This is a genomic window from Sphingomonas sp. MMS24-J45, assembly GCF_044881195.1.
GTDB lineage: Bacteria > Pseudomonadota > Alphaproteobacteria > Sphingomonadales > Sphingomonadaceae > Sphingomonas.
In genome coordinates, this window is the sequence record NZ_CP173255.1 from 578,071 (window position 1) to 592,414 (window position 14,344).

The following is a 14,344-nucleotide window of genomic DNA, read 5'->3' on the forward strand; positions in this document are numbered from 1 at the left end:
GTGCGCGTCAATGCCCATCGCGGACACGGGCTTGAAAGGAATGGCTGGAGCGGGAATAGCGCTGCTGTGACGCAGCCGCAGACCAGCCCCTATCGCGCCGCCGCGATGCTCGCTTTGCTGGCGCAGACCTTGTTCTGCTATCGCCTGACGATCCCGTCGAAACTGATGTTCGACGAAGTGCATTACGTCCCCGCCGCGCGGAAATTGCTCGCGTTCGCCGGACCGACCAATATCGAGCATCCGTTGCTGGCAAAGGAGATCATCGCTGGCGGCATCCTGCTATTCGGCGACAACGCGCTGGGCTGGCGCTTCTTCTCGACGCTCGCTGGGACCGCGACGGTGCTGGGGGTGTTCGCGATCCTGTGGCTGATGCTCGGACGCGTCCGCCCGGCGGTGTTCGGCGCGCTGTTCGCGCTGTTCAATTTTACCGTGTTCGTGCAGGCGCGGATCGGGATGCTCGACGGGTTCATGGCGGCGCTGACGCTGCTCGGCATCGCAAGCTTGCTCTGGGCGATGCGCGCGGAGACAAAGCGGTCCGCTTGGGGCCGGTGGATTTTGGGCAGCACCTTGCTCGGCCTCGCGGTCGCAGCGAAATGGAGCGCGGCACCGTTCATCGCTTTTGCCGCGATCGCGTTCGTTGCGGTGCGGCTGAACGATGCCCGGGCACGCGGCCGCTCGATCTACGCCGCGCTCAACGCGGGCGGGCATCGGCATTGGCCCGGCATGGCGGCGATTCCGGCGATCCTTCTGCTAGGCGCGATCAGTATAACCGCCTATTTCCTGACGTTTGCACCCGCCTTCTTCTATCACATCGACGCAATGACGCCGGGCAAACTGCTGCCTTTCCAGGCGACGATGTACCATCAGCAAACGCAGATCCTGCCGTCGCACCCGTACCAATCATCGTGGTGGAGCTGGCCCTTCATGATCCGCCCGATCTGGTATCTCTACGAGAACGCCGACGGGGCGCAGCGCGGAGTGCTGCTAATCGGCAATCTGGCGATCCTCTATGGCGGGCTGGTCGCCGTGATGGCGTGCCTTTACGCCTGGTGGCGCGACCGCAGCGCTGCGGCGCTCGCCGCGGCGGGGTTGTGGATCGGCAGCTACGCCGTTTGGGCCGTGATCCCCAAGTCGCTGGGCTTCTTCTATTATTACTATCTGCCGAGCATTTTCCTATGCGTCGCGCTGGCCGTCGCGCTCGACCATTTCAAACGCGGCAAGCGCTGGGACGAAGCGGTGCTGATCGTCGTGCTGGCGTTCTTCGTCTTGTTCTACCCGGTGCTCTCCGCCGCCCGCTTGAGCGGGCCGAACGCCTTCCAATTCTGGACCTGGTTTCCGACCTGGGTCTAGTATCGCCCCCACACAAAGCGTGACGACAACGCGAAATTCCACACCGCCGCAACGACGATCCCGGCCAGCGCCGACAACGCCCACGCGCCGTGCTGCACCTCGAACAGGAAGGAGGCGACGCCGATATTGGCCGCGGCTCCCACCGCGCAGACGAGGCAAAACGACACCCACCCGTCGAACAGAGCGCGCGCGCCGGTCAGCCGCCGCTCCCGATAGGTCAGCGCATTGTTGAGGAAGAAGTTGAACGTCATCGCCACCAAAGTCGCCGCAATCGTCGCCGCAACGAACTCGACGCCAAGCTCACGGAACAGCACCCACAGCACCGCCAGATGCACGATCGCCCCGATCGCGCCGATTGCGGAAAACATCACGAAGCGCACCGGTACGATCCGCCCGAACATACGGTCATACAAAGCGATCAGAAATTCCATCGCCACGACGTAATCGAGCTTGCTCTCCCCCTCGGTCCGCAAGCGGAAGGTATAGGGCAACTCGAGGAACTTCAGCGGCCGCGGGCTTGCCGTCATGATGTCGAGCAGGATCTTGAAGCCGATCGCGGACAGCGACGGGATCATCTCGCGCACCACCGACGCGCGGATCATGAAGAAGCCACTCATCGGATCGTTGAGATCGGCTTTCAGCACACGCCGCGAAATCCTTGTCGCCAGTGCCGATTTGGCGACGCGGTCATGGTCCCAATCGCCTGTCCCACCGCCCGCGACAAAGCGCGAGCCGATTACGACGTCGAGCGCGGGATCGGCCTGCAGCGCGTCGAGCATTGCCGGCAGGATCGTCTCGTCATGCTGCAGATCGCCGTCGATCACCGCGACGAGCGGGGCGGCGGTGGCACACATCCCCTCGATACAGGCGGAGGACAACCCGCGTCGCCCGATCCGCTGGATCACGCGCACGCGCCGGTCGGTCAGCGCTATGTCGCGCGCCGCCTGCGCTGTTCCGTCGGGGCTGTCATCATCGACGAAGATCGCTTCCCACACGCGCCCGGCCAGCGCCGCGTCGAGCTTCGCGATCAGCAGCGGCACGTTGCGCAGCTCGTTGAAGGTCGGGATGACGACCGCCAGTTCGAGCGGCGCGGTCATGCAAGCGCGGCCAGCACCGCATCGCCCATCGCCTCGGTCGAGAGCGTGCCGCCGAGATCCAGCGTCCGCGCACCGCCGGCAATCGCCGCAACCACCGCAGCCTCGATCCGTTGCGCCGATGCTTCGTCCGCCAGCGAGTGGCGCAGCAGCATCGCCGCCGACAGGATCGCGGCGCACGGATTGGCCTTGCCCTGCCCCGCAATGTCGGGTGCCGAACCGTGGATCGGCTCGTACAGGCCGCAGGTCCCCTGCCAATCGTTAAGTGAGGCCGAGGGCAACATTCCGATCGACCCGACGCACATGCTCGCCTGATCGGACAGGATGTCGCCGAACAGATTGCCGGTCACGATCACGTCGAAGCTGCCCGGATTGCGCACCAGCTGCATCGCGGCGTTGTCGACATACATGTGGGTCAGCTTCACATCGGGATAGTCGAGCGCGATCTCGTTCACCACCTCGCGCCACAATTGCGACGTTTCCAGCACATTGGCCTTGTCGACCGAGGTGATGATGCGCTTGCGCCGCTGCGCCATTTCAAAGCCGACGCGCGCAATGCGGGCGACCTCGACCTCGTCGTAACGCATCATGTCATGGCCTTCGCGCAGGCCCTTGTGCGTGATGCCGCGCCCCTTGTCGCCGAAATAGACGTCGCCGGTGAGCTCGCGCACGATCACCATATCGATCGCGCGCGCGATCTCGGGGCGCATCGCGGAGGCGTCTTCCAGCCCCGGAAACAGCTTGGCGGGGCGCAGATTGGCGAACAGGCCGAGCGCCTTCCGCAAGCCCAGGATCGCCTGCTCGGGCCTGAGCGCGCGCTCCAGCCCGTCCATCTCGGGATCGCCGACCGCACCGAACAGGATCGCATCGGCCCGCTTGGCGAGCGCCAGCGTGTCGGGCGGCAGCGGGTGGCCCGCCGCGCGATAGGCCGCCCCGCCGACCGGCGCGGTTTCGAACGTATGGCCAAGGTCGAGCGCTTCGAGCACGCGGCGCGCCTCGCGGGTCACTTCGGGTCCGATGCCGTCACCGGCGAGAATTGCGATCAGTGCCAAGGTGTATCCCCCTTAATCCCCGGCACATGCCGAGGCGCGTCGCTTCACGCAACCGCCCTTTTCAACCGATCGACCAACCGCGCGCGCGCATCGAGCGTCACCGCGCGCCGCTCGACCAGGATTTGCGCGGCGAGCGCCTTGCCCGTTATCGCCAGCGCCTCCAGAATTTCAGGCCATTCGGGTGCCACCCCGCTGGCGAGCGCAGGCGGCAAGGCCTCGCGCTCCAAGCCATACCCAAGTTCCGCCAGCACCAGCAGTTCATAGCGCGCGAGTGCCAGCGCCCACCCCCGCGCCGCCGGAGCCGCCGCAATCGCCTCAATCGTCGCATCGAGCGCAACGTAGAGCCGAGGATAGGGGTTAGCCTCGGGCAGCGCCGCGGCGGTCAGCGTCGTCACCCATTCGAGCGCGAGCGCGGGCAGCGGCTCGGCATAGAGCGGCGCGCGGCTGGTGACGAGTTCGACACCCAAGCTGGCGAGTTGATCGTCGGTCCGCGCGCGCCATTCGCCGATCACGCGATTGGCGGGTTGCAGAATCGGGCGAATACGGCTTGATCGCCCGCCGCGCACATAGCCGGGTTGCAGGCCATGCTCGGCCGTCAGCGCACGGACAATCGCGCCATGTTCACCGTGGTGGCGGATCGCGAGAATGAGGGCTTCGGCGCGGAGATGCATTGCGGCGGTTTAGCGTCGGGACGGAGTTTGGCGATGGCCTAAATCCGTTCGGGGTGAGCTTGTAGAACCCCTCCCGCCCCAGTCACGCCATTTGTGGGGAGAGGTGCCCTTCGACAAACTCAGGGCGAGCGGGGGTGCCTACCGCCGCAGCTTCCTCGCCAGACCCGCCAGACCCCAGCGCGCGACCGCTTGCTTGCCCCATGCCGCGCCCCGATCGAACGCGCCGAGCGCGGCCAGCGTCGTACGGTTGGTGAGCGTCGCGCGCAGCAGCAGCAGATCGAGGCACTCCGCCCCGTGCGTCGCGAAGCTGCGTTTGTGCTGCCCGTCGCCTTCGGTGAAATCGAACCAGCGCAGGCCGGGTTCGGCGTACAAATCCCCCATCGCCTCCAGCATCAGCACGCCGCCCGGCGACACGTCGTTATAGACCGGATCGTGCCCGACATGATCGTAACGGACCGTGCCCTGCTGGATCGGGCAATAGAGATAGGCCGCCGGCTTCCCGCCGATGTAGAGCAGCCACGCCCGCACTGCCCCCGCCGCGGCCAGCGCATACATGCTCTGCAGGAACGCCGCATCCTCGGGCAAACCGCCGCCGAGCAGCTTCTCCTGATAGGTGCGTTCGGAAATGCCGCGTGCAACCGCGTGGAACTGGCTCAATTCCTCGGGCGTGCGGTATCGCCGCACGTCGAGCATTCCGCCAGACGCCTCCATCACCTTCTTCGCCTTGCGTTTCAGCCCCGATCGCGTGTTACCGGACAAACTCGCGCGGTACGCCTCGAACCCGATCGTCAAATCGGCATAATGGCGCGGGTAGCGTTGCCGGACGTGCGCGATCATCCCGCCGCCGACCTGCGCAACCGCGTCAAGCTGATCCGCAGGCAGCGACGTGATCGCATAGCCATGCGCGGCGTCGTCCAATGGCGGCAACACCGGCACCCGCCCGTCCAATACCTGATCGAGCGGCAGCGGCACGCGCACCATCCGGCGCTTCACCGCCGCGATCGTCCGCGCGCCGATCTGAAACCGCAGCGGCAGCAGTTCGGCGTTTCCAGGAAGGACGATCGGCGCAGACATGCCCCGCCCTTAACCGGGGCGGGATGAAGAAAGGGCTAAACTGCGGCTCAGTCGCCGGTCAGGATGCGATCGACCAACTGCTTCACCGTCGGCACGAACCCGTTCGAATAGAAGGGATCGCGCTTGAACTGATACGCGCCATGTCCGGCGAACATCAGGTTCTGGTCGACGTCGCCACCATGCGCGATATCCTGCAGCGTCTTCTGGATGCAGAAGCTGCGCGGATCGGCGAGCCGACCGGTCGAATTCGTCTCGGTATCCGACCAGCTGGAGAAAGCACACTGGCTGAGGCAGCCCATGCAATCGGCCTGATCCTTGCGGATGATCGCCTTTTCCTCGCTCGTGACGAACACCAACGTATTGTCCGGCGTTTTCAGCGCGTCGGTATACCCCTCGCCGAACCACTGCCGCGCGCGCAACAGATCGCCGAGCGTCACCCAGAAATTCTTGCCCTTCACGCCCACATCGAGCTGATGCGTGTGATCGCCCGCCTGCTGCGCCGAAAACGCGATCTGCCGTTCGGAACGCGATTGCAGGTTCTGCAGGAACGGGTTGAGCACCGCGCTCGAATAGAAACCGGTCGGGGAGAAGCGGTGCAACAGCACTTCGCCTTCCTCGATGTGCGTCAACTTGGCCTTCCACGCATCGGGGATCGGGCTTTCCTGCGTCAGAAGCGGGCGCGTGCCGAACTGGAAGGCGATCGTGCCGAGCTCGGGATTGTCGATCCAGTCGGACCAGTCGCGCAGATACCACACGCCACCGGCCATCACGATCGGCACGTCGTCGGAAATGCCGCCCTCGCGCATCGTGTCGCGCAGCGCCTTCACCCGGGGATAGGGGTCCTGCGGCACCAGCGGATCTTCGGCGTTGGACAGGCCGTTATGGCCCCCGGCGAGCCAAGGGTCCTCATACACCACCGCCGACAGCCATTCCGATGCCTTCGAATAAGCACGCTTCCACAGCGCGCGGAAGGCACGGCCCGAACTGACGATCGGGAGATAGCTGACCTCATACGACGCCGCGATCTCCGACAATTTGTACGGCATCCCCGCGCCGCAGGTGACGCCGGAGACGAGCCCGCGGGTGCGCTCCAGCACGCCGTGCAGGATGCGCTGCGCCCCGCCCATTTCCCACAATACGTTGATGTTGATCGCGCCCTTGCCCCCGGCAATGTCGAACGCGCGGCGCACCTGCTGCACGGCGCCCTCAATCGCGTACTCGATCAGCTCTTCGTGGCGTTCGCGCCGGGTCAGCGCCTTGTAGACCTGCGGGATGATCTTGCCGTCCGGGTCATAGCTGTCGGCATTCACCGCCGAAACCGTGCCGATACCGCCCGCAGCGGCCCACGCCCCCGCGCTCGCGTGGTTGGTCGCGGCAACACCCTTGCCACCCTCCACGATCGGCCAAACCTCACGACCGCCGTAAACGATGGGCTTCAGACCTTTGAACAACGCGAGTGACCTCCGACTAAAAAGATACGCTTGGTATAGGCTTTGGATGCGTCTTGCCGCAAATTCGATTTAGGCAAAGGCGTCCGGGCGTCCGATAACGCTGCCATAGAGCGCGGCATAGCGCGCGATCATCGTGGCCTCGTCATATTCGGCGACGGCCTTGGCACGATTTTGCGACCCGAGATAGGCGCGCCCCTCGGGCACCGATTTGGCCAGCGCCTCCAGCGCATCGCGCAGCAGCACTTCCTGCGTCCGTCCTTCGATATACGAATGGTTGGCGGGCACAACCATCCGGAGCACGTCGCCTACGGGCGTGGACACGATCGGCAGCCCGGCTGCCATCGCCTCGACAACGCAGATCGGGAATTGCTCGCTCTTGGACGAGAGCGCCAGAATGTCGAAAAGCCCGATATATTCGTGCGGGTTGGGCAGGAAGCCGGGCATCACCAGCTGATCCTCCATGCCCATCCGCTCCGCCGTATCGAGGATCGCCTGCCGCTCCGGCCCTTCTCCCACGATCACCAGCCGCGCGCGCGTCGACATCCCGCCGACCGCGCGGACCAGCATCGGCAGGTCCTTCACCTCGCGTAAGCCCGCCAGCGTGCCGATCACCACCTCGCCCGGCTTGCGCTTGAAGCCGGGGATCGCGTTGGGTTTGGGTTTCTTGGCGTAAAGCGCGGTGTCGATACCGTTGGCGATGCGGTGGACGCGCTCGCGCGGTTGCTTCCAGATCTTGAGCGCGATGTCCTCCAGCGTCTCCGAAGGCACCACCAGCGCCGCCGCCGTGGTCAGTGCGAAGCGGCGATAGACGTTGCGCTGCGGCTTCAACCACTTGGCCTCATCCGCGTTGAAGCCGTCCTCGTGATGGATCACCGGCGGCACGCCCTTCGACGACACCCGCCGCGCCATCGCCCCGTCGATCGCGCCCCAATTATAGGTAAGCACCAGATCGAAACGGCGCATGTACGCCGCGATCGCCTCGTAGCGATTGACCGAAGGATTGCCGGTCAACGGCGGCGGGTTCTGCGCGATTTCATAGTCGATCCCCTTGGCGATCGCCTCACGCGCGCCATACTGCCCTTCCATCCCCGACACGATGGTGTGGCGCGCCCGATCGCCGAACACATTCATCAACCGCACCGCCCGCGCTTCCTTGCCGCCGAGCGAGAAGGTGGAATGGAGGTGCAGGATGTTGACGGGCCGCGACATGGCGCAGGGCCTTAGCGGAGCAGAACGCGGGCGTCATCCCTCGGGTGTTGGGGGGAACGCGATTGCCCCTGAACGCAGCGCACGCCGCAAACCTCCAATCCCACCCGTCACCCCGGCCTCGAGCCGGGGTCCATCCATCCGCGAGCGAACCGTTCGAATCGAAGCGTAGCGCCTGTTGCACGATGGGCCCCGGCTCAAGGCCGGGTTGACGGATAGGGGGTGAAGGCTACCCCCCACTTGCGATCTTTCCGGGTATCACAGATATCCCCCAAATGGATTTTCCGACAGAAACACTGCGCAGGTGGGAACCATTAGGCGACTTACCCGACCAAATGCTCGGCACCGTCGATGTGCTGTCGAATGGCACAACTTTGGTCGCCACCGCTTACTATGATGACACGACGATTTCTTGCCCGGTTCGACTCGATTTTGGAAAGGTAGAAGCTTTCAAAATCTACGAAGAGTTTTCGGACGCTGCCAATTCCAGCCCTCCGCCGATGATGCAGGAGCCGATCTTGGGGACAGTGCCGTGGCCTTTTCAAGAGGTCGTGGACTCACACTGGGTGCGCGGCGTGCTTACTCGGAACGGCGCACTCAATGGTCGGTCATGGCAACACTTCAAAATCGTGACAGTTGACGTGATCCTTCATGTCATGACGGATTCGGCCTTCAAAGCGGAGCGAATTGACCGCTAAAAGCTGTCGGTCTTCGTTCCACTGCAACCCCTACCCAAACGCCCCCTTCGCCACCCAAGTCACCCGGCACGCCAAATCCGCCTCGCCGCTCGCCACCACATAATGATCCCCCGCATCGACGATCCCCGTCGTGAACACGACATTGTCGAGATACATCAGATCCTTGAGTCGGTCGGTCAGCGCCGCGTTCGCTTCGATCAGCGGATCATGCGAGGTGCGCAGAACGACGCTCGGGTCGTCGCGGTCGAGCAGGCTCCAATAGGTGCGGTAGATGCCGACCACACCCGCCGGCTCCACCCCATGCCAGAGCGATAACCAGCCCTCCGGCGTCAGGATCGGCGGTGCGCCACCACCCATCCGCGCGGTCGCCATCGTCGCGGCGTGCGGGCGGATGCCGGGCTTGTCATACGGTTTCCAATGCAGCGCATCGGGCGAGGAGGCGAGGTTGATCGACGGCCCGGCGCGCCATTCGCTCCCCGGCGGATAGGCGAAATAGAGGTCGCCCAAGGGCCGCGTCTGCGCGAAATACTTGCCCCCGATCAGCCCCTCGAAGATCAGCATGTCCTTATTCTGATGATCGAGCACGATCCCTTCGAGCTGCCAGTCGAGCGCATTGTCGGAGGTGTAGAGCGTGGTCGAGTGCCGCTCCGGGCTGACCGAGCAGGTTGTCATCAGATACCGGTCGCCAACCTTGCTGATCCGCGCATCCTCGACGCCGTAGCATTGATAGGGTGCACGCGGCGTGATCGCCTTGTCGTAGTGAACCTGCTCGACCCGCGTGCCATCGGCGTTGAGTTCGACCGGCAGCAGCCACGACAGCGAAGTAAGCGCCATCACCTTCCACCCGCCGCCGCGCATCATGAACTTGCGCGGATCGGCGGTGTCGACATGTTCGAGCGGCCAGGCGTCGAGCGTATAGCCCTGCCCGTCCCAGCGGATCGCATGAATGTGCTGATCGCGGATCGGCGTACGCAGCGCCTCCGCCACGCGCACCATCAACAGCAGATTGCCATTGGGCAGCCGCGTCATCCCCGGGTTGAAAGCCCCAAGCACATAGGTTTCGGCGTCGATCTGTCCGGCGAGCGGCGACCGGGAAAGATCGACATCGGCGGGCGCGAAGATCAGCGCGTCATGCGAAAAGGTCATTCGTCTTCCTGCATCCGTGGCGAGATCGTCAGTTGCTGAACCACGGCGCGGTTCGGCTGGGTCAGGATGTAGTGCACGCCGACGGCGATGTCCTCCGCGCGCAGCGATTCCTCCTTCGCGATCTTCTCGCGTTGCTTTTCCGGCGGATCGGTCTGCATGTCGGAGCCGGTGAGGCCGGGCTCGACCAGCGAAACGCGGACATTCTTGACGCCCATCTCGCGCCGAAACGCCTCGGCAAAGCCCTGGATGCCGTATTTGATGCCGGCATAAACGGTCGAGCTCGCGCCCAGCACATGCGCGCTCATAGATCCGATCAGCACGATGTCGGCGGCTTTCTCATTCGAGCGATCGAGCCGCTCGACCGCAGCGTGCGCGCTCATCAGATAGGCGGTGAAGTTGGTGGCAATGGCGTAGCGCAGGTCGGCTTCCGACATCTCGCTCAGTCCTTCGGCAGCGATCGCGGCGTTGATCACCGCAATGTCCAGCCCGCCGAGATAATCGGTTGCCGAGTCGAACAGCTTCGGGATCGCATCCGCATCGGCCAGATCGATCGCGAGACCATCGCCATCGCCCACCTCGCGAATGCGCGCCAGCGCGTCGTCGAGATGCGCCGGATCGCGGCCGCAGATGAAGACCTTCACCCCTTCCGAAGCGAGCAGGACAGCAATCGCGCGGCCGATGCCAGTGGTGCCGCCGGTAATGATCGCGCGCTTGCCCGTAAGGGGCGGCATGGCGGTATGGGCGTCGGCGCGGTCGATCATGGTCTGCTCCCGGTGGTGATGCCGGGGAGACGCGTCAGCGGGATGCAGGTTCCGCCGCAATCCGCGCCAGCAACCGATCGATCCCGGCAATCGCCTCGGGTTCGCTCAACATCGGCGTGTGGCCAACCCCGGCGATCGTCACCAGCTCGCCATCGTCGAGCAGCTCCATCATTCGCGCAGCTGTGGCCGCCGCCAGGACGTCCGATTTCGCACCGCGCACGATCAGCGTCGGCACGCTCTTCAGCACCGCCAGCGCGCGCCACATGTCCGGCCCCGCCTCATTGCCGGGCACCCGAAACGGCTCGGCGATCTTCATGTCGTAATCGAGCACGATCCGGCCCGCGCTGTTGAGCCGGTAGAGCCGCTTCGCCATCGCCAGCCAATCCTCCAGCGTGAAGTGCGGATAGACCCCGGCATTGGCCTCGGCGACCGCGCGCGCTGCGTGGATCCAGGTCGGCCAGGTGTTCGACCGGCCGACATAGCTGCGAATGCGCGCCAGCCCCTCGGCCATGATGTCCGGCCCGACGTCGTTGAGCAGCACGCCCGCGACGCTCTCGCGCGCGGTTCCGGCAAGCAGCATCGACACGATCCCGCCGAGCGACGTGCCGAAAGCGACGTACCGCCCGACGCCAAGCTCGCCGAGCAGCGCCTGGACATCCTGCACATAAGTCAGTGGGACGTAGCTCATCGGGTCCTTGGCATAGCCGCTGTCGCCGCGCCCGCGCAGATCGATCGCGATCACGCGCCACTCGGGCGACAGCCGCCGGGCGACCGCATCGAAATCGCGCGCATTGCGCGTCAGGCCCGGCAGGCACAGGATCGGCGGCTTGGCCGCAGCGCCCGGATAATCGCGATAATGCAGCCGGATTCCGTCGTTCGACCACCAATATCGATTTTCATATGGCGACATTGATCGGTCCCTGATTTGGGCATGGGGTTGCGTCCCGCAGTCGGGAGCCTCCATATCCACGCATGAGCACCCCCCCGCAAGCCTACGCACCGCAGCGCCGCATTCTGGAGCTGGGCGGCGCCTTTTACGATCCCGTCGAGGCCGCGCGCTTCCCGCAGACGACCCTGCGCTTCCGCAATGATCGTGCGGCGACGGAGGTGGGATTGGCGAACCTGAGCGAAGCCGAATGGCTCTCGCATTTTGGGCGGTTCGAGCCCCTGCCTGGCAATCTCGAACAGCCGCTCGCGCTGCGTTACCACGGCCATCAGTTCCGCCAGTACAACCCGGAAATCGGCGATGGCCGGGGCTTTCTGTTCGCGCAGCTTCGCGACGATCGCGGTCGGCAGATGGACCTCGCCACCAAGGGTTCGGGCACCACGCCGTGGAGCCGCTTTGGCGACGGCCGCCTGACGCTCAAAGGCGGCGTGCGTGAAGTGCTCGCGACCGAAATGCTCCAGGCGCTCGGGGTGAATACCTCACGCAGCTTCTCGCTGATCGAGACCGGCGAGGCTTTGGAGCGCGGCGACGAGCCCTCCCCCACCCGCTCGGCGGTGCTGGTCCGGCTCAGCCACGGCCACATCCGCATCGGCACCTTCCAGCGGCTCGCCTATCTGCGCGATGCCGAGAATATGGAGCGGCTGATCGGCTACGTCCTCCGCAATCTTTATGGCGAGGAACCGGGCGAGGACGCGGCGGCGCACCTGCTCGACTTGGTGGTCGATCGCACCGCAACGCTCGCCGCCAGCTACATGGCGGCGGGGTTCGTCCACGGTGTGCTTAACACCGACAATATCAACGTGACGGGCGAGAGCTTCGATTACGGCCCGTGGCGTTTCGCCCCGACCTGGGAGCCAAGCTTCACCGCCGCCTATTTCGATCATCAGGGGCTCTACGCCTTCGGCCGCCAGCCCGAGGCGATCCACTGGGACGCGATGCAACTCGCCGTTTCGCTCCGCACCGTCAGCGAAGCCGAACCGCTGATCGCGGTCCTCGACAGCTTCGCCGAACGCTATCAGCGCGCGGTTTCGAAGGCGATCCTGTGGCGGCTCGGCGTGGTACCGCGCGATGCGGAGACTGACCGTGCAGTGGTTCAGGCGGTGGAGCGCGGATTGGTCGGCAGCAAGATCGGGATCGACCGCTTTTTCTTCGACACGTTCGGCGGCACCCCGCCCGCCGATCCGGCCTTCGACGAAGCGCGCGCGGTCCTGGCGGACTATGCGCCGCGCAAGGGGCGCGACCATCCGTACTGGTCTGGCGCGCCCTGTTCGATGCTGATTGACGAGGTAGAAGCGATCTGGGCGGCGATCGACCAGCGCGACGATTGGGCGCCGTTCCACACCAAGCTCGCCGCGATCCGCGAAATGGGCGCAGCACTGAGCTGACGCCCCCTTCCCTACGGGGAGCAAAGTGTGGATTCCCCTGCAAAACTAAGGCAAACACCCCGGCAATGTCTTCCGAGCTCCTTTCCTACGAACCCGCGACCGGCGCTAATCTGTGGCGTGGACAGATCGGCGATGTCGATGCCGAGGTCGCCACCGCGCGCGCAAGCTGGGCCGGCTGGGCCGCACAACCGCTCGCTTACCGGATCGAGGCGCTCCGCCGCTTCGCCAACGTCGTGCGCGCCCGCGCCGACGCTTTCGCCGATTTGATCGCGCGCGAAACCGGCAAGCCCCTGTGGGAGGCACGCACCGAAGTCGAAACCGTCATTGCCAAGGTCGATATCTCGGTCACCGCTTATGCCGAACGCACGCCGCAGCGTCGGCTCGACACGCAAATGGGCGGGCGCATGGCGCTGCGGCACAAGCCGCACGGCGTGCTCGCAGTGCTCGGGCCATATAATTTCCCGGCGCATCTGCCGAACGGCCACATCGTCCCCGCTTTGCTCGCCGGGAATGCGGTCGTGTTCAAGCCGTCCGAAAAGACCCCCGCGGTCGGCGCATTTTTGGTCGAGTGCTTCCACGCGAGCGGCATCCCCGAGGGCTGCGTCCGGCTGCTGATCGGCGGGGCGGCCGAGGGCAAGGCGCTGGCCGGGCATGACGGCATCGACGGCCTGCTGTTCACCGGCTCCGCCCACACCGGCATCGCGCTGAACCGCCAGTTCGCGACGCGGCCCGAGAAGATTCTCGCGCTCGAAATGGGCGGCAACAACCCGATCGTGGTGTGGGATTCGCCCGACCTGTCCTCCGCCGCGGTCGTGATTGTGCAATCCGCCTTCACCAGCGCCGGGCAACGCTGCACCGCCGCACGCCGCCTGATCGTCGATGAGAAACTCTACGATCCGCTGATGGCCGAGGTGACGAAGCTAGTCAGCCGGATCATCGTCGATGAACCGCACGCGACACCTGCGCCATTCATGGGCCCGGTGATCGACAATGAAAGCGCCGACCTGCTGACCGAAAGCTTCCTTGAGTTGATGATGCGCGGCGGCCGGGCGATCCGGCACCTTGAGCGCCCCCTGCCCGACCGCCCGTTCCTGCGCCCGGCGCTGATCGACACGACCGACATGAACGACCGGCCCGACATCGAACTGTTCGGCCCGATTCTGCAGGTGATCCGCAAATCGAGCTTCGACGACGCAATCGAGGAGGCGAACAACACGCGCTACGGCCTGTCCGCCTCGCTGCTCAGCCAGGATCCGGCGCTCTACGATCGTTTCTGGGCGAACGCTCGCGCCGGCATCGTTAATTGGAACAAGCCGACCAACGGCGCCTCCTCCGCCGCGCCGTTCGGCGGCATCGGCTGGTCGGGCAATCACCGCCCGAGCGCCTATTACGCCGCCGATTACTGCGCCTATCCCGTGGTCTCAAGCGAAGCCGAGCAAGCACGCGCCAGCATCGGGGTGGGCTTGCGGGACGCGTAAGCTGACCATCGGCGACACAAGTTTCCCTACCC

Annotated in this window: 13 protein-coding genes; 4 read left to right on the forward strand and 9 right to left on the reverse strand. The window is 65.1% G+C overall.

The window, feature by feature from the left end; all coding sequences use genetic code 11:
• Nucleotides 1-105 precede the first annotated feature (105 nt).
• Nucleotides 106-1,350 (forward strand): phospholipid carrier-dependent glycosyltransferase, encoded by a 1,245-nt coding sequence (locus AB5I39_RS03035; protein ID WP_404373985.1) that lies wholly within the window; start codon nt 106-108, stop codon nt 1,348-1,350.
• Here AB5I39_RS03035 and AB5I39_RS03040 read toward each other — a convergent pair.
• The 6 genes from AB5I39_RS03040 to AB5I39_RS03065 form a co-directional block, all read right to left on the reverse strand.
• Nucleotides 1,347-2,447, reverse strand: coding sequence for a glycosyltransferase (locus AB5I39_RS03040; protein ID WP_404370993.1), 1,101 nt, complete (start codon nt 2,445-2,447; stop codon nt 1,347-1,349). The two genes, AB5I39_RS03035 and AB5I39_RS03040, sit on opposite strands and share 4 nt — an antisense overlap.
• Nucleotides 2,444-3,496: a 3-isopropylmalate dehydrogenase gene (leuB, locus tag AB5I39_RS03045; protein ID WP_404370996.1), complete on the reverse strand. Its 1,053-nt coding sequence runs from the start codon at nt 3,494-3,496 to the stop codon at nt 2,444-2,446. Before leuB ends, AB5I39_RS03040 begins: the two co-directional genes overlap by 4 nt.
• A gap of 44 nt (nt 3,497-3,540) precedes the next feature.
• Nucleotides 3,541-4,167, reverse strand: a complete 627-nt coding sequence (locus AB5I39_RS03050) for a DNA repair protein RecO (RefSeq protein WP_404370999.1) — start codon at nt 4,165-4,167, stop codon at nt 3,541-3,543.
• 138 nt (nt 4,168-4,305) lie between these two features.
• Nucleotides 4,306-5,241, reverse strand: a complete 936-nt coding sequence (locus AB5I39_RS03055; protein ID WP_404371001.1) for a GNAT family N-acetyltransferase — start codon at nt 5,239-5,241, stop codon at nt 4,306-4,308.
• A gap of 47 nt (nt 5,242-5,288) precedes the next feature.
• Nucleotides 5,289-6,692 carry an NAD(P)H-dependent flavin oxidoreductase gene (locus AB5I39_RS03060; RefSeq protein ID WP_404371004.1) on the reverse strand — a complete coding sequence of 468 codons (1,404 nt, stop codon included), beginning with the start codon at nt 6,690-6,692 and terminating at the stop codon, nt 5,289-5,291.
• Between the two features lie 69 nt (nt 6,693-6,761).
• Nucleotides 6,762-7,901, reverse strand: a complete 1,140-nt coding sequence (locus AB5I39_RS03065; RefSeq protein WP_404371006.1) for a glycosyltransferase family 4 protein — start codon at nt 7,899-7,901, stop codon at nt 6,762-6,764.
• 272 nt (nt 7,902-8,173) lie between these two features.
• On the opposite strand from AB5I39_RS03065, the gene AB5I39_RS03070 reads away from it, so the two are divergent.
• Nucleotides 8,174-8,596 (forward strand): hypothetical protein, encoded by a 423-nt coding sequence (locus AB5I39_RS03070; RefSeq protein ID WP_404371009.1) that lies wholly within the window; start codon nt 8,174-8,176, stop codon nt 8,594-8,596.
• A 30-nt stretch (nt 8,597-8,626) separates the two neighbouring features.
• Here the strand turns inward: AB5I39_RS03070 and AB5I39_RS03075 are convergent, their stop codons facing one another.
• Genes AB5I39_RS03075 through AB5I39_RS03085 form a run of 3 tightly spaced genes read right to left on the reverse strand, consistent with a single transcriptional unit; the run spans nt 8,627 to nt 11,413 of the window.
• Nucleotides 8,627-9,742 carry a glycosidase gene (locus AB5I39_RS03075; protein ID WP_404371011.1) on the reverse strand — a complete coding sequence of 372 codons (1,116 nt, stop codon included), beginning with the start codon at nt 9,740-9,742 and terminating at the stop codon, nt 8,627-8,629.
• Nucleotides 9,739-10,503: an SDR family oxidoreductase gene (locus AB5I39_RS03080; protein ID WP_404371014.1), complete on the reverse strand. Its 765-nt coding sequence runs from the start codon at nt 10,501-10,503 to the stop codon at nt 9,739-9,741. The genes AB5I39_RS03075 and AB5I39_RS03080 overlap by 4 nt, the downstream gene beginning before the upstream one ends.
• 34 nt (nt 10,504-10,537) lie before the next feature.
• Nucleotides 10,538-11,413: an alpha/beta fold hydrolase gene (locus AB5I39_RS03085; RefSeq protein ID WP_404371017.1), complete on the reverse strand. Its 876-nt coding sequence runs from the start codon at nt 11,411-11,413 to the stop codon at nt 10,538-10,540.
• Nucleotides 11,414-11,475: 62 nt separating this feature from the next.
• Here AB5I39_RS03085 and AB5I39_RS03090 point away from each other — a divergent pair, with 62 nt between their 5' ends.
• Nucleotides 11,476-12,834, forward strand: coding sequence for a protein adenylyltransferase SelO family protein (locus AB5I39_RS03090; RefSeq protein ID WP_404371019.1), 1,359 nt, complete (start codon nt 11,476-11,478; stop codon nt 12,832-12,834).
• Between the two features lie 65 nt (nt 12,835-12,899).
• Nucleotides 12,900-14,312, forward strand: coding sequence for a succinylglutamate-semialdehyde dehydrogenase (gene astD / locus AB5I39_RS03095; RefSeq protein WP_404371022.1), 1,413 nt, complete (start codon nt 12,900-12,902; stop codon nt 14,310-14,312).
• Nucleotides 14,313-14,344 lie beyond the last annotated feature (32 nt).

Coding starts and splice junctions, on each gene's coding strand:
- AB5I39_RS03035 (WP_404373985.1), top strand. CDS start 106: ATGCTCGCTTTGCTGGCGCAGACCTTGTTCTGCTATCGCCTGACGATC.
- AB5I39_RS03090 (WP_404371019.1), top strand. CDS start 11,476: ATGAGCACCCCCCCGCAAGCCTACGCACCGCAGCGCCGCATTCTGGAG.
- AB5I39_RS03065 (WP_404371006.1), bottom strand. CDS start 7,901: ATGTCGCGGCCCGTCAACATCCTGCACCTCCATTCCACCTTCTCGCTC.
- astD (WP_404371022.1), top strand. CDS start 12,900: ATGTCTTCCGAGCTCCTTTCCTACGAACCCGCGACCGGCGCTAATCTG.
- AB5I39_RS03070 (WP_404371009.1), top strand. CDS start 8,174: ATGGATTTTCCGACAGAAACACTGCGCAGGTGGGAACCATTAGGCGAC.
- AB5I39_RS03080 (WP_404371014.1), bottom strand. CDS start 10,503: ATGATCGACCGCGCCGACGCCCATACCGCCATGCCGCCCCTTACGGGC.
- AB5I39_RS03040 (WP_404370993.1), bottom strand. CDS start 2,447: ATGACCGCGCCGCTCGAACTGGCGGTCGTCATCCCGACCTTCAACGAG.
- AB5I39_RS03075 (WP_404371011.1), bottom strand. CDS start 9,742: ATGACCTTTTCGCATGACGCGCTGATCTTCGCGCCCGCCGATGTCGAT.
- AB5I39_RS03050 (WP_404370999.1), bottom strand. CDS start 4,167: ATGCATCTCCGCGCCGAAGCCCTCATTCTCGCGATCCGCCACCACGGT.
- AB5I39_RS03055 (WP_404371001.1), bottom strand. CDS start 5,241: ATGTCTGCGCCGATCGTCCTTCCTGGAAACGCCGAACTGCTGCCGCTG.
- AB5I39_RS03085 (WP_404371017.1), bottom strand. CDS start 11,413: ATGTCGCCATATGAAAATCGATATTGGTGGTCGAACGACGGAATCCGG.